This is a genomic window from Paenibacillus sp. J31R34 (assembly GCF_059383715.1).
Genome location: NZ_JBXENU010000017.1, coordinates 1 through 19923, shown reverse-complemented (window position 1 = coordinate 19923; position 19923 = coordinate 1). Strand labels below are relative to the sequence as shown.

Annotated in this window: 19 protein-coding genes; 15 read left to right on the top strand and 4 right to left on the bottom strand. The window is 50.3% G+C overall.

Annotated features, from left to right (window positions below; all coding sequences use genetic code 11):
• Window positions 1–162: 162 nt before the first annotated feature.
• Genes yycF through AC50YG_RS29805 form a run of 5 tightly spaced genes read left to right on the top strand, consistent with a single transcriptional unit; the run spans window position 163 to window position 5733 of the window.
• Window positions 163–927 carry a response regulator YycF gene (yycF, locus tag AC50YG_RS29825; RefSeq protein ID WP_494832326.1) on the top strand — a complete coding sequence of 255 codons (765 nt, stop codon included), beginning with the start codon at window positions 163–165 and terminating at the stop codon, window positions 925–927.
• Entirely contained in the window at window positions 924–2768 is a 1845-nt protein-coding gene (gene walK, locus AC50YG_RS29820; RefSeq protein WP_494832324.1) for a cell wall metabolism sensor histidine kinase WalK, read from the top strand. The genes yycF and walK overlap by 4 nt, the downstream gene beginning before the upstream one ends.
• A complete protein-coding gene (locus AC50YG_RS29815; protein WP_473756057.1) occupies window positions 2768–4129 on the top strand; it encodes a YycH family regulatory protein in 1362 nt (453 codons plus the stop codon). The genes walK and AC50YG_RS29815 overlap by 1 nt, the downstream gene beginning before the upstream one ends.
• Window positions 4130–4143: 14 nt before the next feature.
• Entirely contained in the window at window positions 4144–4881 is a 738-nt protein-coding gene (gene yycI, locus AC50YG_RS29810; RefSeq protein ID WP_473756055.1) for a two-component system regulatory protein YycI, read from the top strand.
• A gap of 45 nt (window positions 4882–4926) precedes the next feature.
• A complete protein-coding gene (locus tag AC50YG_RS29805; protein WP_494832321.1) occupies window positions 4927–5733 on the top strand; it encodes an MBL fold metallo-hydrolase in 807 nt (268 codons plus the stop codon).
• On the opposite strand, the gene AC50YG_RS29800 is transcribed toward AC50YG_RS29805, so the two are convergent.
• Window positions 5702–5941 carry a hypothetical protein gene (locus AC50YG_RS29800; RefSeq protein ID WP_473756053.1) on the bottom strand — a complete coding sequence of 80 codons (240 nt, stop codon included), beginning with the start codon at window positions 5939–5941 and terminating at the stop codon, window positions 5702–5704. The two genes, AC50YG_RS29805 and AC50YG_RS29800, sit on opposite strands and share 32 nt — an antisense overlap.
• 286 nt (window positions 5942–6227) lie before the next feature.
• On the opposite strand from AC50YG_RS29800, the gene AC50YG_RS29795 reads away from it, so the two are divergent.
• From AC50YG_RS29795 to AC50YG_RS29770, 6 genes are all read left to right on the top strand, one after another.
• Complete coding sequence (locus AC50YG_RS29795; protein ID WP_494832319.1) at window positions 6228–7574, top strand: S1C family serine protease; 1347 nt, start codon at window positions 6228–6230, stop codon at window positions 7572–7574.
• A gap of 177 nt (window positions 7575–7751) precedes the next feature.
• A complete protein-coding gene (locus AC50YG_RS29790; RefSeq protein WP_338553732.1) occupies window positions 7752–7919 on the top strand; it encodes a CxxH/CxxC protein in 168 nt (55 codons plus the stop codon).
• Window positions 7920–8103: 184 nt separating this feature from the next.
• A complete protein-coding gene (locus tag AC50YG_RS29785; RefSeq protein WP_494832318.1) occupies window positions 8104–9672 on the top strand; it encodes a plastocyanin/azurin family copper-binding protein in 1569 nt (522 codons plus the stop codon).
• A 103-nt stretch (window positions 9673–9775) separates the two neighbouring features.
• A complete protein-coding gene (locus AC50YG_RS29780; RefSeq protein ID WP_494832316.1) occupies window positions 9776–10513 on the top strand; it encodes a cupredoxin domain-containing protein in 738 nt (245 codons plus the stop codon).
• Window positions 10514–10573: 60 nt separating this feature from the next.
• Complete coding sequence (locus AC50YG_RS29775; protein WP_494832314.1) at window positions 10574–11143, top strand: RNA polymerase sigma factor; 570 nt, start codon at window positions 10574–10576, stop codon at window positions 11141–11143.
• A gap of 2 nt (window positions 11144–11145) precedes the next feature.
• Window positions 11146–11913, top strand: coding sequence for an anti-sigma factor (locus AC50YG_RS29770; protein WP_473756047.1), 768 nt, complete (start codon window positions 11146–11148; stop codon window positions 11911–11913).
• Window positions 11914–12018: 105 nt separating this feature from the next.
• On the opposite strand, the gene AC50YG_RS29765 is transcribed toward AC50YG_RS29770, so the two are convergent.
• From AC50YG_RS29765 to AC50YG_RS29755, 3 genes are all read right to left on the bottom strand, one after another.
• Window positions 12019–13026, bottom strand: a complete 1008-nt coding sequence (locus AC50YG_RS29765) for a FecCD family ABC transporter permease (RefSeq protein WP_473756046.1) — start codon at window positions 13024–13026, stop codon at window positions 12019–12021.
• Window positions 13023–14030 (bottom strand): FecCD family ABC transporter permease, encoded by a 1008-nt coding sequence (locus AC50YG_RS29760; protein WP_494832399.1) that lies wholly within the window; start codon window positions 14028–14030, stop codon window positions 13023–13025. The genes AC50YG_RS29765 and AC50YG_RS29760 overlap by 4 nt, the downstream gene beginning before the upstream one ends.
• Window positions 14031–14111: 81 nt before the next feature.
• A complete protein-coding gene (locus AC50YG_RS29755) occupies window positions 14112–15089 on the bottom strand; it encodes an iron-hydroxamate ABC transporter substrate-binding protein (protein WP_494832312.1) in 978 nt (325 codons plus the stop codon).
• Between the two features lie 422 nt (window positions 15090–15511).
• Here AC50YG_RS29755 and mmuP point away from each other — a divergent pair, with 422 nt between their 5' ends.
• From mmuP to AC50YG_RS29735, 4 genes are all read left to right on the top strand, one after another.
• Window positions 15512–16885, top strand: a complete 1374-nt coding sequence (mmuP, locus tag AC50YG_RS29750; protein ID WP_494832310.1) for an S-methylmethionine permease — start codon at window positions 15512–15514, stop codon at window positions 16883–16885.
• 138 nt (window positions 16886–17023) lie between these two features.
• Window positions 17024–18040 (top strand): homocysteine S-methyltransferase, encoded by a 1017-nt coding sequence (mmuM, locus tag AC50YG_RS29745; protein WP_494832308.1) that lies wholly within the window; start codon window positions 17024–17026, stop codon window positions 18038–18040.
• Between the two features lie 227 nt (window positions 18041–18267).
• The gene (rlmH, locus tag AC50YG_RS29740; protein ID WP_494832306.1) at window positions 18268–18747 is read left to right on the top strand and encodes a 23S rRNA (pseudouridine(1915)-N(3))-methyltransferase RlmH; all 480 of its coding nucleotides are present in this window, start codon (window positions 18268–18270) and stop codon (window positions 18745–18747) included.
• Between the two features lie 242 nt (window positions 18748–18989).
• On the top strand, window positions 18990–19739 hold the full coding sequence (locus AC50YG_RS29735; RefSeq protein ID WP_494832304.1) for a hypothetical protein: 750 nt from the start codon (window positions 18990–18992) through the stop codon (window positions 19737–19739).
• The last annotated feature ends 184 nt before the right edge of the window (window positions 19740–19923 follow it).

Sequence of the window (19923 nt, the reverse complement as noted above, 5' to 3'; positions counted from 1 at the left end):
GGCGCTCCTCTTCTTATTTTCAACTCAGGCGCATGAAGGAACTTTAATTGGGAACTGGGTATGGCAGTATGGTAAGATAGTATTGCTATGCATATAAGGTTTTACCCTAAAGTATGGGAAGATTAAACAGATCAGAATTAGGAAGCGACAGGCGGTGTGACGATGCACGGTAAAATTTTAGTGGTCGACGACGAACAGCCGATTGCAGATATATTGAAGTTCAACTTGGAGAAAGAAGGCTACGAGGTTATTTGTGCTTTCGATGGCGGACAGGCTGTGGAGCTTGCTTTTGCAGAGAAACCGGATTTAATGCTGCTCGACCTGATGCTTCCGGTGAAGGATGGCATGGATGTGTGCCGCGAGGTTCGCGCGAAGCTGCATATGCCGATCATTATGCTGACGGCGAAGGATACGGAAATCGATAAGGTGCTGGGCCTTGAGCTTGGTGCGGATGATTATGTGACGAAGCCGTTCAGCACTCGCGAGCTGCTGGCACGAGTGAAGGCTCATCTAAGACGGCAGCAGAAGTCGGCAGAGGTTACGGTAAGTGCGGGAGGCGCGCAAGGCTCGGATGGCGGCCAGGACGCTGAGCAGGAGAAGCAGGGTCTGCGTTTGTTTAATTTGTTCATTGATACCGACATGTATGTCGTCTACAAGGACAATCAGCCGCTTGATTTGACACACCGGGAATACGAGCTTGTGCATTACATGGCGCGCAACAGCGGCAAGGTCATGACGCGAGAGCATTTGCTGCAGGCGGTATGGGGCTTTGAATATTTTGGCGACGTGCGGACGGTGGATGTAACAATCCGCAGGCTGCGTGAGAAGATCGAGGATGATCCGAGCAGGCCGGAGTTCATTATGACGCGGCGCGGGCTGGGTTATATGATGCGAAGCACGAAGCCGGGAGGTTACGGTTACGTATGATGGTGCGGCGATTTTTTCGCACGATCCAGGTGAAGCTGGTCATTATTTATTTGCTGCTGATTCTGGTGGCGATGCAGTTGATTGGCGTCTATTTCATCAGCACGGTCAAGACGTCGCTGACGGACAGCTTCACGAACAACCTCAAGGAGCAGGCCGATATTTTGTCCAAGCTGGCGGCGCGCCACTTGTCCATCAAGCCAGGCGGCGATCTGGATACGAATGTGGAAAGCGCGGAAGGGCTCAGTCTCGTCGTTCGCAACTTGTTTAGCATAAGCGGCACAGAGGTGCAGGTGCTCGATGCGAATGGCAAGATCGTTGCGACGTCTGTTCAGGTGCCGGAATCGTATGTAGGCAAGAAAAATCCGTCGCTCGCCGTGAGCCGGGCATTGGTCGGCATTCCAGAGAACGAGGAAGAGATCATTGACGAAAATAATGTTCGGAAAAAGATCATTGCGCTGCCGGTAACAGGCAACGACAATGACAATGTGCTCGGCGCGGTCTATATGGTCGCGTCGATGGACAGCCTGTATGACACGGTGAACCGGGTCAATCAGATTTTTTTCTCGGGAACGCTCCTCGCTTTGGGGCTGACGGGGGTGCTCGGCATTTTGCTTGCCCATACGATCACGAGCCCCATTCAAGGACTGACCCGGCAGGCGGCAGCGGTCGCTGAAGGGAAGTTCGATTTCAAGGTGCCGGTGCTGGGCGATGATGAAATTGGGCGGCTCAGCATGGCGTTTAACGATATGACGATCCGGCTGAAGGAGGCGCTGTCGGTCAATGAAGAGGAGAATGAGAAGCTGAATTCCATTCTCTCGAATATGAGCGATGGCGTTATTGCAGCGGATGAGCACGGGAAGGTCATCGTCTGGAATCGGCGGTCGCTGGAAATGCTTGATCGCAAAAGCTGCGAAAATTGCAGCCTGACCGAGCTGCTGTCGCTGCCTCAGCAGCGCTTGGACGAGCTGCGGCAGGGCAAGGAGCAGACGCTCATTCTTGATCGGGGCGAGGAAGCGGAAATGGATGAGGCGGAAGGGATCATGCGCGTCACCTTTACGCCCATTCACCGCCGGGATAAAGGGACGACGGGGACCATTGTCGTCTTGCAGGATGTCACCGAGCAGGAGAAGCTGGAGCAGTCGCGCAGGCAGTTCGTTGCGAATGTCTCCCATGAGCTTCGGACGCCGCTGACGACGATCAAGAGCTATGCAGAGGCGCTGAATGACGGGGCGCTAGCGGAGCGGGAGCTGTCGGAGCGTTTCGTCGGCGTTATCAGCAATGAGACGGAGCGAATGATTCGGCTCGTGTCCGACCTGCTGCATTTGTCACGGCTGGATTCCAATCAGGCGCCCATGCGGCGCAGGCAGACGAACATCCACGATATGCTCGACGAGGTGGCGGATCGGTTCTCGTTCCAGCTGCGCCAGAAGTCGATTCGGGCTTCTATTCAGGTCGATAGCGAGCTGAAAGAGGCTTGGCTGGACCGGGATCAGATTGATCAGGTGCTGGATAATCTTTTTTCCAATGCGATTAAATATACGCTGGACGGCGGCAAAATTCAGCTAAGCGCCCGCAAACAGGAGCAATCGCTAATCGCGATTAGCGTCAAGGATACGGGAATCGGTATTCCGAAGCGGGATTTGCAAAAGATCTTCGATCGGTTCTACCGCGTAGACAAGGCCCGCTCGCGCAATATGGGCGGAACAGGGCTCGGCTTGTCCATTGCCCGGGAAATCGTCAAAGCGCATGGCGGCACGATTTCGCTTGATTCGGAGCTGAATGTCGGGACGACGGTTACGTTCACGCTGCCGATGCTGGAAGAGGACGGTGAGCGAAGCTAATGGAACGGGCGAAAACGATGCTATTGATTTTTTTGGTCGCCTTCAGCCTCATACAAAGCTATTTCCTCGCTTACAGCATGCCAGGGCTTGGGGCTACGGTACGGACGGAGCAGGACTATATTAATGCGGAGCCGCTTGGTGAAGAGACGACGGTGGAAAATGTTGTTTTTCCCGATGAGCTGATCATCCACTTTGGCGGGGACAAGCATACGGTGCTGTATCCGGGCATGACCTTCTATAATATGATTCTCAAGGACCGCATACAGGGCCGCGAGTTTAAAGGGTTTCAGCGGAGTCCAATCGATGTCATGGATTGGGAGCAGGTGCGGAAAAAGGATGCGGGTGTGGAGCTGCGCTTCCAGAATGGCGTACCGGTTGATTTGCTGCGCAAGCTGCTGAAGGTGCAGGGCGACATTATGTTTTTGAATGAGACGATTGACCGCATCTGGATTTTCAAAACGAGCAATACGGAAGAGGTGCGAACCTTCTTCTTTAGCGAGGGTGGCGATATCGTCTATGAATCGGTTCAGGCCGATTTGACGGTTCGCGATGTGCAGGATTACGTCGGCTTCGGGGAATATCAGACGAATTATCAGTATGCGGACGGTGATCTGTATATTCCGGATAAGCCGCTTCAGGCGGTGGAAATCGTGTATCCATATACGATTTATTCGGCAGATGTGGTGCAGCGCAATCTGTTCTTCGATCCAGGAACGACGAAGGCGCTTAAGGATCGCAGCGGCGCACAAATCTATACCGATGGCAAACGCGGGCTTCAAGTGGAGCAGAGCGGCAACTGGATGATTTATACCGATCCGGCGGCGTCAAAGAGCGCAGATAATATTTTGAGCGATAATGTGTATGCCGCAGTGGAGTTTGTAAATCAGCATGGCGGCTGGGATGGCACGCATCGCTTCGTTAATCCTGTACTGGATGCGGACAGCAAGCTGGGCAGAACGGTGCTGTTCCAGCAGTATTTGGAGCAATATCCGGTTTTGGAGGCGGCTGGCTTTCAGTATGGCTGGATTCGGCTGATTTTGCAGCAGGGCGTGGTGACAGAGTACAATCGTTCGCTGATTACGCTTGGCAATCAGGCAGAAACGCGGGAATCACGTTATTTGCCGGGTGGCGATGATTTGCGGGGTGCGCTCAAGCATTATGCAAAGCTATCTGAGGTCACAAGTCTGTTCCCGGCACTTCAGGCGGTGCCGAAGGAAGGCAGCAAGCTGGATTTTGTCCCCGTATGGGGTGTGAAGCTTGCGGATGGCACGCAGGAAGTGCTGATGGAGGCTTATCCAACAGGCTACGTTCCGATGGAAGTAACGACCGATGCTGAAGGATCGGCTGGAGCGGCGAAGTAGGAGGTGAGAGGCGTTTGGATTGGAGCAGAGCGAAAAGTGTGCTAATCGGCAGCTTCCTGCTGCTTAATATTTTGCTGGGCTATCAGGTATGGCTGGAGGTGCGGGAGCAGCTGGACATTAACAATCACTCAGCAGAGCTTCCGCCAGACACCGTCGCGGTGATGAAGCAGAAGCGCATCGAGCTGAACGCCAACTTGCCGCTTGAAACGCCAAGCATGCGCGATTTAACCTACCAGCTCAAGTCGCTAAGTCTGGAGAAACAGGAGCTTGTGAAGCTGGAGACGCCAGTGGATAGACGAATCGTCTTTTCGCAAAAGGATTTGCTCGCTGCACTAGGCAATCAAATTCCTGATATCGAACAATACGCTTTCGATCCGCTCGGCAGCAAGGCAGGTGTGTTCGTCTTGTACCGGATGGTCGATAACCGGCCGTTGTTCGAGGTCAAGCTGGAGCTGTATTACAGCAATCAGAAAATTACGGGTTTTAAGCAGTCGCGCATTGAGGTGCTGGATAGCAATGATGCGAAGCAGCAGACGGTGCTGCCGGCAGCGAAGGCGGTAGCGCCGTTCATTGAGCGGAATTTGCCGGATGGCTCGGTTATTACCGATATTCAGCTTGGCTATCATGGACAGACGTTTGATACGGACATGCAAGTATCCGCGCCTTATTGGCGAGTACTAGTAGAGGATGCGGACCGCCCTTATTATATCCATGCGGTAAGCGGTGAGGTTGCCCAGGATAAGGAGCAGTAGGTACTTGCCATGCTCAAGAGGGAGAAAGGATAGGACGAGGCGGAAATGGGACTATGGTTTACAGTACTGGCAAGCGGCTCAACGGGGAATGGCACAATTATCAATAATGGCGACAAGATGGTACTCGTCGATGCGGGGCTTAGCGCCAAAAAAATGGAGGAGCTCATGAAGGAGCGCGGAGTGTTCGGCCATCAGCTGGATGCGCTGTTCGTCACGCATGAGCACTCCGATCATATTAAAGGGCTCGGCGCCTTTGCGCGCAAGCACGAGCTGCCTATTTATGCGAATGAAGCGACTTGGGGCGCGATGGAGCGGCATGTTGGCAAAATCGATGCCGATAAGCGCATCGTGATCGAGACAGGAGACACGCTTAATTTTGGATCGCTGCAGGTACAGTCTTTTCCGATTTCGCATGATGCTGCGGAGCCGGTTGGCTATACGTTCGTCGATCAGGGCGTTAAGCTGAGTCTGGCGACCGACCTTGGTTATATGAGCGATAAGGTGAAGCAGGCGATCATCGATTCGGATGTGCTGGTGCTGGAATCCAATCATGATACGGAGATGCTTCGTATGGGGCGTTATCCATGGAATACGAAACGGCGCATCTTAAGCGACGTCGGACATTTATCCAATGTAGCGGCTGGGGAAGCGCTCTGCGAGCTGCTGACTGACCGGACAAAACGGGTGTATTTGGCCCATCTTAGCCTCGATCATAATTTAATGGACTTAGCGATGCTAACCGTTAATAATATATTAGAAGACAACGGGATTTTCTTCAAAAAAGAGGACTTCCCCCTGCGGCATACGTATCACGACAAGCCTACGCCATGGGACGAAGTGAAGAAGAAATAAGCTTCTGAAGCTGTTCATCCATTTGCCCGTCAAGCTGGCTAGTCTTGGCTTGTAATTCCTCTAGTGTGATAATGCCTTTCTCTAGCAGAAGCTCTAGCAAAGCGCTTAAGGTTAGAACGGTACGATAGTGCTCCTCTTTCAAATCTGCGAGCATTGCGCCGAGCTGCACGTGCTCCCAAGCGGATGGGATGGAAGAAGGTTTTTTCATTAAAATCAAGCTCCTTTGGCAATGAAATAGAAAGCTGATCGTCCTAAAATGATTTTTCCAAAATATAAGCATGTATAAGTTTCCCCTTATACTCCGCTTATATTTCACCGCGAAACGTTAGCTTTACCGCCAGAGGACGGCGACAGCCGTTTACGCTTGGCTGCAAATTGTAATCTATTATTATTGTAGTCCAATCTTCCGAAATTATTCCTAGCAGCATGGATTTGGATCGAGAGATATACCAAATAGTCTTGATGTCGGCCGGACATCGAGAGGAGAGATAGATATGGGATTATTCGATGACGATTTCTATTCGACGAAAGTATCCAGACGCACACGCGCCTTCAGCAAGGAGCGGCGCATCTTGTCGAGCAAGCAGACGAGGCGGAATTGGTCCAGTGTGCGCATTGCCTTTATCTCTTCATCTACGAGCGCAATAGCGGCTGTGCTGCTGTTCGGGCTGTTCTTTAATGGTGGAGTTGGCGGCAGTGCCAAAGTGCAGGCGGTTTCCACAGCGAAGATGTCGGGTGACAGCGAATCGCTGGAAATGAAGACGATTCAGGCTTCGGCGAAGGTTAGGCCGGCAGTTGTCAGCGTGATTAATGAACAGCAGCAGGTTTTCAGCATGGGCGTTCCGAATGAAGAAGGCGAAGGCAGCAAGGCTGAAAGCAAAGACAGCACGGAGAAGAACAGCCTGCAGCAGGCTGGCGTTGGTTCAGGGTTTATTTTCAAAAAAGAAAATGGTAAAGCCTATATTATGACAAACTATCATGTCACCGTCGATGCGGATGCGCTTAAAGTGACGCTCATTAGCGGCGAGCAGCGCGCGGCGAAAATGGTTGGCGAAGATCAAATTTCTGATCTGGCTGTTCTGGAAATCGACGACAAGGGCATTGATACCGTTGCGGAAATCGGCGATTCCTCTGCCCTGCAGCCGGCTGAATTCGTCATTGCCATCGGCAATCCGCTCGGATTGGGCGATTCCTTATCGATGGGTATCGTGAGCAAAACACGTCAAATCGTGCCTGTCTCGCTGAACCAGGATGGCAACTATGATTGGGAGCAAGAGGTTATTCAAGTGGATGCATCCATCAATCAAGGCAACAGCGGCGGCCCGCTCATTAATCTCGATGGTCAGGTTGTCGGCATCAACAGCATGAAAATCGCCGATATCGGCGTGGAGGGTCTCGGCTTCGCCATTCCGACGAACAATGCGATGCCAATCGTAAGCGATTTGCTCGCAAAAGGCTATGTGCCGCGTCCGTATTTGGGCGTGTACACGATGGACTTGGCGCAATATTTTGCACAGCAGGGCGGCAGCGCTGGCGGGAAAGCTGGCAGCTCGAAGGATGGCAGCGATGAAGAGGCTGAAGGAGCAGGGCAGCTTATTTTGCCGGAGGATGTCCGTGCTGGCGTCATTGTGCTCGAGGCGGTTGGTCCAGCGAAGGATGCTGGCCTCGTCTTCAACGATGTGATCGTCAAGCTGGATAAGCAGGCCGTTGGCAGTACGATGGAGCTGCGGAAGTACCTTTATTCCAAGAAGCATATCGGCGACAAGGTGGAAGTGACCTTCTACCGGGACGGCAAGCTGACGACGGCGCAATTGGATTTAACCGATAAGGTGGAAGAATAAAAATCGTCATCCTATTAGGGAGAGCGGTCGTGAACAGGGAGGAAGCCTGTTGCGGCGGCTCTTTTTTTTCTGACTGATAGGTTCTGGCTTCACATTATGCAGGTTGTTTGTTATGCTAACGGAAGGCAAAGGGACAACACCCTGATTAAATCAAGCAGAAGAGGAAGCGAACCAACTATGTATTGTGTATGCAAAAAACACGTGGAGCTAGCGATCGATAAGTTCGTTGATGAGTACGAGGACGCGCCGGATATCGTAGATTTGAAGGAAACGGAATTTGCAGACTGGGACCCGCCGCGCAAATGCGATTTATGCGAGGATGGGGCACTGTTTCTTGTCGTATAGCATGAGTTCAATTATTAATTATTGAAAATAGGATGAAGATAAAGGGCCTTTCTCAGTCATTTTTATGACTTTGAGTAGGGCTCTTTTTTTAATGTTTTCTTTTTTTTGATGAAAGGGCAAACCGGTTTTGCATATTGGGCGTTATCTCTTAATAGAAGCTATTTTTAGATGGGAGAATGATGAAATGAGAAAAGGAAAAAGCTTGATTGTCGCTTTTGTAATTTGTGCATTCCTTGTAATGCCATTTGCCACGGCCACTGCCGCGGAGGAAGGTCAGAAGGCGGGCGAGCAGGTACAGACCTATGCTCAAACGGCGGAGTCGCTAGGCTTATTGGTTGGAGAGGGAAAAGGTGTGAACGCGGCTTATCTGGCCAAAAAGAGCACCCGAATCCAGGCAGCGCTTATTTCGCTTCGTCTGCAAGGTAAGCTTGCGGAAGCGCTCGCCTATAAAGGCAGCCGTACCTTTGCGGATGCCAGTCTGGCAGGAAAGAGCAATCAGCCGGTGCTTGCTTATTTAAAGGATCATCCGCAAGCAGGCTGGTCCGGGTCGGGTGGAGCGAAGTTCGACCCGCTCTCACCAATCAGCTCGCAGCAGTTGTATAAGGCGATATTGGAATCAATGGGCTACAAAGCAGGGAGTGACTTCCAATACAAACTCACCGAATCATTTGCCGCTGGCAAAGGTCTTGTCCAGATTTCCGGAACTGCCGCATTGACCAACAGCCATATCGCTACTGCGCTGATCGAAGCGCTCACGGCGACTACAGCTCATGGTCATTCGCTGCTCGATAGGTTGAAGGCGGATGGTGTTATTAAGGACACGGCGCTGGCCAGCAGCGAACAGATTGCCTTGCGCTCAAATGAGAAGCTGGGCACCTATTTCACTGACGGAAAAGGACGCGCCTTGTATTTGTTCACGAAGGATGCGCAGGATTTGAATGCCTGCACAGGCTCGTGTATTGAAAATTGGCCTATATTTACCTCTGAGAGTTTGCAAATTCCGACATCTCTTAACGCAGCTGATTTCACTACGCTTACACGCAAGGACGGTACGAAGCAGTGGATGTATAAAGGCTGGCCGCTGTATTACTTCATTAAGGATTCGATGCCGGGCGATGTACAGGGTGAAGCGGTTTCGGATGTTTGGTTTGTAGCCAAGCCGGATTATTCCGTAATGCTTGGAACGAACAGCGTGCTGGGTCATTATTTGACAGATAGCATGGGACGCACGTTGTACTATTTTGACAACGATGCTCCACAGACAAGCGTATGTGAAGGCCAATGTCTTGTTAACTGGCCAGCATATAGCATAGCAGGAGGCAGTGTACCGTCCACCTTGTCCAAAGCTGATTTTGGCTCCATCAAGCGAGTAGACGGAACAACTCAGGCAACCTATAAAGGATATCCGTTGTATACGTTTATTGCGGACAAAGCTCATGGCGATACGCTGGGGCAAGATGTGAATAACGTCTGGTTCGTAATCGATCCGGCGAAGTTTACAGGTACTACTGCCGGGGAAGCGGCTGCTTCAGCTGCATCGACATCCAAAACGTATCGTGTTGATATTAAGGATTTTTCATTTGGTTCTGGCCCGTTAACGGTGGAGGCAGGATCGACGATCATCTTCACCAACCTGGACGATATGAAGCATAACGCAGTGGCCAAGGACGGAACCTTCGCCATTCCGCTGATTGGCAAAGGTGAATCGGCTTCCATTAAGCTGGATAAGCCAGGAACGTATGATTATTTTTGAGAGCCCCACAAAAGTTTTATGACCGGCCAAATTATTGTAAAGTGAGGGATAGACTATTATAAAGCATATTCGAATGTCAGCCTCTTGGCTGACGGTGGCTGCGATGTTGATTCTAACTGCTTGTGGAAGCTCGAGTACATCTTCGGAATCTGATGCTAATCAGGTGCCAGCAAGCAGCAGCAGTCCTACAATGGAAGCATCACCAGAAGGAAATCAGACAGGAACAGCAGCTGAGACAAATGTTGAGACTAACACCCAAAACGGCAACGCAGAGATTAAAACGGAGGATCAGCCTCATAAAGAACATGAAGCTAAACCAAGCGATACAGCCCAAACCGATAAACCGGATGAAATAGCTACAGAAAATGCAGACAAGCCGTCAACGGCGAAGAAGGATGAAACAACAGGGAGTGGAAGCGGCAATGCAGCAGCATCTGCGAGTCCGCAGGACAAGGTGAGCGTAATTAAGTCAACGGTGACGCCTAAGCCAACCCCTAAGCCTGTTGCTACACCAGAGGCGAGTTCCAGCAGCTCAACACCGGCATCTGCCAAGCCTACAGAGACGCCGAAGGCAGAGCCTGCTAGCGTTACGCATGTCGTTGAAATTGTAGACTTTGCGTTTTCGATTGCCGAATTGGATATTAAGGTTGGAGACAAGGTGGCGTTTATTAATCGGGATAAAATGAAGCATACAGCAACCGCGGATGATAAATCTTTTGATACGGGTCTGCTCGGCGAAGGTGAAAAAAAGATCATTACCTTCGATAAAGAGGGAGATTTCAGCTATTTCTGCACCCCTCACCCAGGCATGACGGGTTTAATTAAAGTGACGGCCGGCTAACCATTTAGCTATAGTAGAAAAATGAACAATATAACGATGCCGACTTGGGGGCCCTGCGGTATGCGGAATCATTCCGATTATGAACTGATGCTGCTCGTAAAGCGAAAGCGGCATGATGCTTTGTCCGAGTTATATGACCGTTATGCGGTGTTGGTATATTCCTTCGCCCGAAAAGCGGTAGGAAACGAGCAGGCTGCCCGTGAGATTGTACAATCTGTTTTTGTACGGCTGTGGACGACCGAATCGGAGTATCATTCAGAAAAAGGGCAATTTAAGAGCTGGCTGCTTACGATAACCCGCAATCTGGCGACGGATTGGCTGCGTAAGCAGCGCAGGCAGGAGGCTGATATCATTTCCTATCTCCCAGAGGAGCTGGAGCAGTTCGTTGATAAACGGGCTGCTTCACCTGAGGAATATGTGGAGCGTGAATCGCTGAAGGCTCAGCTCCAAAGCGCCTATCGCTTTCTGTCGAAACAGCAAATAGAGCTTCTTGAGCATTTTTATTGGCACGGATATAGCCTGAGCGAGTTAGCTGCCCGTTATAAGGAGCCGCTTGGAACAGTCAAAAGCAGATTGCATCAAGCATTAAAAATATTACGCAGACATCTGGCAGTTGAAGGGGAGGGATGACAGTGGAGGAAAAGAAGCTTTGTGATTTGACGCTAGAGGTTCTGTCAGGAACTTGCACCGAGGAGGAGCAGCTTGCCTTTGAACGGCATCTCTCCGGCTGTGAAGCTTGTCAGGTTGAAATGGAAGAGCTGCGTATGGCATGGGAGGCAATTCCTGTCGATATGGAATGGTTGGAGCCACCAATGGATTTGAAGCAGCAGGTTATGGATGCGGTGCTTGCGGCTGAGGAGCAGCAGGGAGCGGAACAAACAAACAAGATGGACGGGACAAACAGGATAAGCTGGCGTAAGCGAAGGAAAAGATCATATATGGCCGTATCGGCCGTTTTGCTGTTGATCATGCTGACAGCCAGCTTGCTCGGGAATGTATGGTTGTATCAGGAAAAATCAAGCCTTCCGCTGTCCATTGATCAAGCGCTGAGCTTGCCCGCAGCCGAAATACAGCAAATGGTGCTGTTGGAGACGGTGGCGCAGCAGGGGGAGAGCTCAGGCGTAGTGTGCGTTGTGGGAAGCGGACAAAATACGCAGTTTGTTGTCTATTTGTTCGGTGCTGCAAAAACAATTGGCGAAGAGTCTTATCAAGTATGGATGGTTAAGGATGGCGTTCGCCAAAGCGCCGGAACGATGCGTGTCGCCAACGATCAGGGTGTTGCTGTATTGGCCGTCCCCCTAGCATCGGAGACGCTGTCATTTGACTCCATCGGTATTACGCTGGAACCGGATGATCAGGGCGCGCAGCCAAGGGGCAAGCAAATATACCGCTCAGTCTAACAAGTAGCAGGCGAGACCGCAGTGAATATAGAGTATGCAGCAAAAGGGGCGCCTCGGAGTCATTTTCATGACTTATGGGGCAGCCCCTTTAAACGGTGACTAGCTTTATTTTTTGAGCAGCAAATAAGCAAAATAAGGTACGCCGATTAGCGAAACCATAATGCCTGCGGCAATGCCGTCCGGATCGACGAGATTGCGTCCGACTGTATCGGCCAGCAGAAGGAGCCAGCCGCCCATCAAGATGGCGACGGGAATAAACAACTGGTTGCGCGGGCCGACAAGCGACTTGGCGATATGCGGTGCCATAAGGCCGACGAAGGCGATGCCGCCCGTCACAGCTACCGCTGAGGCAGCAAGAGCGACAGCGGTCAGCAGCAGGACGAGGCGCTCGCGCTCGACCCGCAGGCCGACGCCAATGGCGGTGGGCTCGCCAAGCCCAAGCAGATTCAGGCGCGTGGATTTGTACAGCGTAAATGGAATCAAGATGGCGAGCCACGGCAGCAGCGACCAAATGAACGGCCAATCGGTCCCCCAAATGCTTCCCGCCAGCCACTGGGCAATAAACGTCACCTTCTGTCGTTCTGCCGCCGAAATAATGACAATCATAATACCGGACAGCGCGAGCGAGAAGCCGACACCGGTCAGAACAAGCTTGACAGGGTTCAGTCCCTCCGAACGGCGGTAGGAGAACAAATAGATCAGCCCCGCTGTTATGACCGCGCCAATAAAAGCGACCAGCGGCAGAACATAGACGAATGAGCCGACATCTATCGGAACATAAAGAAAGAATATCGCGATGGCGACGCCTGCCCCCGAGTTGATGCCAATAATGCCGGGATCGGCAAGATCGTTGCGCGTAATGCTTTGCAGGATAGAGCCGGACAAAGCTAGTGCCATGCCTGCGAGCAGCGTAATAATAATGCGCGGCATCCGTACTGAGAACAGTACGAAATTTTCTTTAAACACCCCATCGCCGAGCAGGACCGGAATGAGCCGATTATAGGACAGTGACGAAGCGCCTAGGCCCATGCTGACAATGGCAGTTGCAACAATAAGCAGCAAGCTGGACAGGACGATGAGCCGTTGTTTTCGAATAAGAGCAGTTGGAATCATGAGCGTTTTCCCCCTCCTTTATTTACGACGAACAGGAAGAAAGGCAAACCCATCATCGCAACAATGGCAGCAACGGGCGTCTCGTATGGCGCATGAATAGTACGCCCCATCGTATCGGCCAGTAGCATGAAAGAAGCGCCTGTAATGGCGGATAAGGGCATAATGGCACGGTAATCGGTGCCCGCAAAAGTACGGACAATATGTGGGATCATGAGGCCGACAAAGGCGATATTGCCGACAAGGGCGACCGATGCGCCAGTTAGCACAATAACGACAACGAACAATAAGGCTTTAATCAGCACGAGCCGCTGGCCCAAGCTAACGGCCACATCATCACTGAGACTCATAATGGTGAGCTGCTTCGAGAGCAACAGTGCGATTACAACCCCAATAATAATAACGGGAGAAATCGCTTGAACTTGATCCCACGTCGTACCAATTAGCCCTCCAGCCGTCCACATGGACACATCCTTGGATATTTTAAAATAAAGACCGACCGCTTCAGATACGGCGTACAGAAAAGCAGATACCGCCGCCCCGGCAAGAATGATTCGGGTAGGGGACAGCTGGCCTCTGCGCATGGCACTAAGCAGCAGGACGAGAGAAGCGCCCAGCGCCGCGCCAAAAAAACAGGCCAGCATAATGCCGAACGTGCCTACGCCTGGAGCAAAAGCAAGGATGAGCGCCAGCGCCATGCTCGCCCCCGAGGACAGGCCAAGCAATCCTGGATCGGCAAGCGGGTTGCGGGTAACGCCCTGCATAATGGTTCCAGCCACAGCGAGCGCGGCTCCTACCAAAATACCGGCTACCTCACGCGGCAGCCGCAGCTCGCGAATGACGAGAATGCTGTCGCTCACCTCATTCGAAGCAATAGCCAGCCATACGTCCTTGGCGGTAGCATCTGCCGCACCATAAATTTGCGATAGTACAAATAAGACGACAAAGATAAATAGACAGCCAATCAGTTTGAAAATAAAAGGGATGGAGCGCTTCTTGTTCTTCATCAGTATCTCATCCGTTCCTTCCGTCAGCATACAGAAGGAACTCTTGCAGGAAGAGTTCCTTCAACATATATGGATGAAGCATTAGCCCAGCAGGCTCTTAATGAAGAATTCCAGCTGATATTCCAGCGTAATCGGATCGTTGAAGTAGAAGGCTTTCGCATTGACTTCGTAGAGGTGGCCATTTTTCACGGCAGGAATATTTTTATACGTATCGGTGTTCTGGAACGCGTTGTCGGCATCGGGATTTTTGCTGAAAATAACATAGTCGCCAGCATATTGCGGCAGCACTTCAGCGGACAAGGCGTAATAGCCGTCCTTCAATGCCATTTCTTTTACTTTCTCCGGCATGTTCAGTTTCATTTCCTGATACAGAATTTCAGTGCCGCGTCCCCAGTTGTCACCAAACACATAAAGCTGCTTATCGAAGCTTTCAATAACGGAAATGGTGGAAGCTGCACCGATTTTTGCTTTAATGTCTTCACCAGCTTTTTGAGCGCGAGCCTTAAAGTCTTCAACCCAAACGGTTGCTTCTTTCTCTTTGTTGAGCAGCTTGCCGATTTCGAGCTGCTGTGTTAGGTAGTCCACTTTACCGTAGGTGTAAGTAATTGTTGGGGCGATTTGCTTGAGCTTGTCCACGTTTTTGAGGGTGGAAAGGCCGATAATCAGGTCTGGCTGAAGCTCGATGATTTTCTCCAGGCTTTCGTCGGTTACCGCTTCAACATCCTTCAAAGTCTCTTCGAAGTTAGGGTTCATCTTGGACCAGTCGTCTACGCCGACGAGGTTTACGCCGAGCGCCATCACGTTACCCGCATAAGAGGAAAGCACGATTACGCGCTGCGGGTTTGCTGGTACCTCGACAGGACCTTGCTCCGATTGGTACGTTATCGTTCCCGTTGCCGCTGGCTCTGTGGAAGCCGCTGCATCGCTGGCTGCTGGTGATTCGGATGGTGCTGTAGATGCCGCTGCATTGCTGGCGTTGCCATTCGAGGCTGCACCATTGCCGCAAGCGCTGATTACGAGCATAAGGATAAGTAAGAATGGAAGAAAAAGCTTTTTCAATGAAATTCTCTCCTTTGTTTTAACGCCGTGGCGTCTGTAAATGATTTTGACGGACTCGAAAAACTTCAAAATACTGTGAATGACTGTAATGCGGCAAGACCCCCAAAGTCTTTATGCTAAATTGATGATAATGATTCTCATCATCACACTTGCAAATTTTAATGCGTGCTGCTCTGCTTGTCAAGATGTCGGTCAATATTAACATTGACATGAACCTGACAGCTCGATATATTGAAGGTAACTTGTTGCAGGGCGAGAGATTATTAAAATCTGTTAATGCGAATCCATGGATTCGTTAGTGGCGCACTCTTTTTCGAAAGGGAGTGTGTTTTTATATTTCACCCGCAAAACGGTAGCTTTGCCGCCAAAGGACGGCGGGTGCCGTTTGCGCTTTTCTGAATTTGATACCTAGGAGAATGAACGTGGACAGTGGAAGTAAGCAGCAGTTTCAGCGGAAAATGCAGGCGCGGCATATCGTTATGCTCTCGCTTGGCGGTGTTATTGGGACGGGCCTGTTCCTAAGCTCCGGTTATACGATTCAGCAGGCGGGCCCGTTTGGCGCGATTTTGTCCTATTTGGTTGGAGCCATCGCGGTATATCTCGTTATGCTGTGCTTGGGCGAGCTGTCGGTACATATGCCGGAGACGGGAGCGTTTCACAGCTATGCGGCAAAATATCTCGGTCCCGCTACGGGCTACACCGTCGCTTGGCTGTACTGGCTCACCTGGACGGTTGCGTTAGGCTCGGAATTTACGGCGGCGGGGCTGCTCATGCAGCGCTGGTTCCCGTCGGTTAATGTTTGGATTTGGAGCGCGTTATTTGCTGCGTTAATATTTGTCTTAAATGCACGATCGGTGCGGTTTTTTGCGGAATCGGAATTTTGGTTCTCATCTGTAAAAGTTTTAACGATTGTGCTGTTTATTGTCATCGGAGCAGGAGCGATGTTCGGCATTGTGCCAATGGCGGATTCGGAGCCAGCGCCCTTATTATCCAATATTACGAGCGCAGGGTGGTTTCCAAATGGAGCCTTTGCGATTTTATTGACGATGCTGGCGGTGAATTTCGCCTTCTCCGGCACGGAGTTGATCGGGATTGCAGCGGGAGAATCGGTGAATCCTGAGAAGACGATTCCGAAAGCGATTCGCACGACGCTGTTTCGTCTCGTTATTTTTTTCATTGGAACGATTGTTGTGCTGTCGGCCTTGCTGCCTATGTCGGAGGCGGGGGTAACGGAAAGTCCCTTCGTGACGGTAATGGAGCGGGTTGGCGTGCCGTATGCGGCTGATGTGATGAACTTTGTTATTTTGACCGCGATTTTGTCGGCGGCGAACTCCGGATTATATGCGTCGTCGCGGATGCTGTGGTCGCTGGCCGATAAGAAGACCATTTCGCCTTTGTTTGCAAAATTGTCGAAGCATGGCGTGCCGCTGAATGCTGTCATTCTGAGTATGATGGGTGGCGGGCTTGCGCTGCTCTCCAGTATTGTTGCGCCAGGCACGGTGTATATTGCGCTGGTGTCCATATCGGGGCTGGCAGTTGTCGTCGTGTGGATGAGCATTAGCGCTTCGCAGTTTATGTTCCGCAGACAGTATCTTCGAGAGGGGAACTCGGTGGACAAGCTGGCGTACCGGACGCCTTGGTATCCTTTTGTGCCGATTGCTTCGTTTCTGTTGTGCTTAGCATCCTGCATCGGCATCGCGTTTGATCCGACACAGCGGATTGCGCTGTATTGCGGGGTTCCGTTTATTGCGCTGTGCTACGGTAGCTATTATGTGTTTTATCGGGTGAAGAAGTAGTGAGTGAGGCAGGGCGTGAAGTGACTTGAAGTGACTTGAAGTGACTTGAAGTGACTTGAGGTTACTTGAAGTGACGGGAAATATAGAGCTGAAAGAAAAAGAGATGGATAAATAGTAGGAAAAGGGGAGGAAAACGTTATGGGAAAGCCTAACGGTGCTGCGCACAATGTTATAGAAGATATTTTGCAAGAGCATTCCATTATGGTGCTGGATGGTGCAATGGCGACGGAGCTGGAGCGGCATGGCTGCGATCTGAATGACGCGCTGTGGTCGGCGCAGGTGCTGCTGTCACAGCCTGAGCTGATTTATCAGGTGCATCTGGATTATTACCGCGCAGGAGCAGATTGCGCGACGACGTCGAGCTATCAGGCGACGGTGGATGGATTTCGCAAACGCGGGCTTAGCGAAGAGGAAGCTTTGAAGCTGATCAAGAGCACAGTAGAGCTGGCGCGGAAAGCGCGTGATGATTATTGGGAGCAAGAGGGTGCGGATGCAGGTGCTGCTCAGGAGGGTAATGGTGATGTTTCTGCGCAAGCTGGCGCTCTTGCCACGAAAAGACCGAAGCCGCTCGTTGCTGCTTCCATTGGGCCATATGGCGCGTATTTGGCGGATGGCTCGGAGTATGTTGGCAACTATGGCGTGACGGATGAGGTACTGACGGAGTTTCACCGTCCAAGAATGGCAGCGGTTATTGAAGCTGGTGCGGATCTATTGGCGTTTGAGACCGTACCTTCCCTACAGGAAGCCAGAGTGCTGGATGCTTTATTGAAGGAATTTCCGGGCGTGTATGCGTGGCTGTCGTTTTCATTGAAAAATGAAACGGCGATCAGCGAAGGCACTCCGCTGGCGGAATGCGCGGCTGCCTTCGCGCAAAGCGAGCAGATTGCCGCGATCGGCATGAACTGCGCCCCCGGCGCTGTCGTGGCGGAGGCGATTAAGGTGCTTCGCGCTCACTCGCAGAAGCCCGTTATTGTTTATCCGAATTCCGGGGAAAGCTATAATCCGGAGACGAAGACGTGGCATGGCGAGGGGAGCTGCCCGAGCTTCTTGGAGGAAGCGGAGGGCTGGTATGAGGCCGGCGCCCGTATTATTGGAGGCTGCTGCCGGACTTCGCCGCAGCAGATTGAAGCGGTCGCGAGGAAATGGCGAGCTTGAGAAGCTCTTAAGTAAGTGATGAAGCCTGATGGGAATTGATGAGCTATAAAGCCTAATGGACTTGCGAGGATGGAGTCTAGGTTTTTGAATCATAAGGTCAGCCAGATAGTTGTCTGGTTGGCCTTTTTTTCTGGACTTACAAAAGTGTTTTTGCTGCGGGCGGATGGTATGATTGTTACTAATAGGACAGGCCGATAATCAGGCTGCGAATAAAGGAGAAGTTGTCAGTGCAAATACAGATTATTTCAGTGGGCAAGCTGAAAGAGAAATATTTAACGCAAGGGATCGCGGAATACGCTAAGCGTTTGGCTCCGTATGCGAAGCTAACGCTGGTCGAGGTAGCGGATGAGAAAGCGCCGGAGCAGCTTAGCGCGAGTGAAGAGCAGCAGGTGAAGGCGAAGGAAGGCGAGCGGATACTGGGCCATATTAAGCAGGATACCTACGTTGTCGCAATGGCAATTGAAGGTGAGATGTGGACGTCAGAGCAATTAGCGAAACATGTGGAGGAGCTCGGTACGTATGGGAAAAGCCAGATCGCTTTTGTCATTGGCGGTAGCTTGGGGCTCGCTGATGAAGTCATGCGCCGCGCTAATATGAAGCTGTCTTTTGGGCGGATAACTTATCCGCATCAGTTGCTGCGTCTTGTGCTGACGGAGCAGGTTTATCGGGTGTTTAAAATTATGCGGGGGGAACCGTACCATAAGTGACGGCGAAAAATAGGGTTGTCAAGAAGGATTTAGAGGACTGTAGGAGTGATGGAGGAAAGAATATGTTTGTCCCTCTAGAGATAGGGTCTAGGGGATTTTTGTATGACCAAATGCGACAATGTTTTCCAAATTCATGGTATGATTGTGATACACATGAATTCGGAAAGGAAATGGACTATTTGCGCACTTCGTAAATGAGACGTTATGCGTAATTACTGCAAATTATAATAGAGGTGGACCATGTGGGCGAACTCATAAAAATACAAAAATTATCAAATTTCCTAGAGCAAAATATTGAAAGGCTTGAAGAAGATGCATCGGGCGGTTCAGGTTTTAAAGTGCCTGATTTCGATTTATACGCAAGAGATTACTTGAAATTTGCCGAGAATCAACTCATTTTAGGTACAACAGAATCGCTAATTAATTGTGTTTCTAATTTAAAAAGAGCAGTTGATTGTCAACTTGACACGTTCTTTCATGCCCTATCTCTTAATGATGAATTAAAGAAAAGAAATTTAAGATTCGATAAAAAGCTAGATTACTTAAATGCAATAGGAGTTTTCAACTCTAATTCATTGACAAAGTTGAATAGAATCAGGAATAAAATGGAGCACGAATATTCAATACCAGAAATAACTGAAATTGATCTATATTTCGATTTAGTATCAGCATTTATCTCTAATCTTGAATCTGCGACTATTGTATTAACTTGGGATGAACAAAATTTATACACTAAAAATCAAGATGGTGAAGTTGAAGTTTATTTTACTATTAGACTTGTAAGAGGCAAAGAACCAATAATGAGGGCAGAATGGGAAGGTAATCGTAATAAAGATGAAACAATAGAAGTAAAATTTAATGAATATAGATGCTTTGCTTTCTATTTAAGATGTTTATATCTGATAAATATTAAAAATGCATTTGCAAGTAGCAAGTTTGTAAAACAACAAATAACAGAAGAATTTCTCAGAATAAAAAAGGAATATAAATAAGGTATTTGTCGAGTATGTAATTCAAAGAGGTCAGTAACTGCGCATAAACCAACACCATTTTTACGCATCTGGCGAGTCTGTAAAATATTCTGTGTAAACTCTCAAACCCGATTACAATAGAAGAAAGGCTGGTTTGAGAGGATGGCACCGATGGCGAGATTCAATAAGGAACAAGTGAAGGCAT

Excerpts from the sequence above, each read along its gene's own strand:
- yycF (WP_494832326.1), top strand. The coding sequence starts at position 163 with ATGCACGGTAAAATTTTAGTGGTCGACGACGAACAGCCGATTGCAGAT.
- AC50YG_RS29760 (WP_494832399.1), bottom strand. The coding sequence starts at position 14,030 with ATGAAGAACAAGAAGCGCTCCATCCCTTTTATTTTCAAACTGATTGGC.
- AC50YG_RS29795 (WP_494832319.1), top strand. The coding sequence starts at position 6,228 with ATGGGATTATTCGATGACGATTTCTATTCGACGAAAGTATCCAGACGC.
- AC50YG_RS29785 (WP_494832318.1), top strand. The coding sequence starts at position 8,104 with ATGAGAAAAGGAAAAAGCTTGATTGTCGCTTTTGTAATTTGTGCATTC.
- AC50YG_RS29800 (WP_473756053.1), bottom strand. The coding sequence starts at position 5,941 with ATGAAAAAACCTTCTTCCATCCCATCCGCTTGGGAGCACGTGCAGCTC.
- walK (WP_494832324.1), top strand. The coding sequence starts at position 924 with ATGATGGTGCGGCGATTTTTTCGCACGATCCAGGTGAAGCTGGTCATT.
- AC50YG_RS29790 (WP_338553732.1), top strand. The coding sequence starts at position 7,752 with ATGTATTGTGTATGCAAAAAACACGTGGAGCTAGCGATCGATAAGTTC.
- AC50YG_RS29805 (WP_494832321.1), top strand. The coding sequence starts at position 4,927 with ATGGGACTATGGTTTACAGTACTGGCAAGCGGCTCAACGGGGAATGGC.
- mmuM (WP_494832308.1), top strand. The coding sequence starts at position 17,024 with ATGGGAAAGCCTAACGGTGCTGCGCACAATGTTATAGAAGATATTTTG.
- AC50YG_RS29765 (WP_473756046.1), bottom strand. The coding sequence starts at position 13,026 with ATGATTCCAACTGCTCTTATTCGAAAACAACGGCTCATCGTCCTGTCC.
- AC50YG_RS29775 (WP_494832314.1), top strand. The coding sequence starts at position 10,574 with ATGCGGAATCATTCCGATTATGAACTGATGCTGCTCGTAAAGCGAAAG.
- AC50YG_RS29780 (WP_494832316.1), top strand. The coding sequence starts at position 9,776 with ATGTTGATTCTAACTGCTTGTGGAAGCTCGAGTACATCTTCGGAATCT.
- AC50YG_RS29815 (WP_473756057.1), top strand. The coding sequence starts at position 2,768 with ATGGAACGGGCGAAAACGATGCTATTGATTTTTTTGGTCGCCTTCAGC.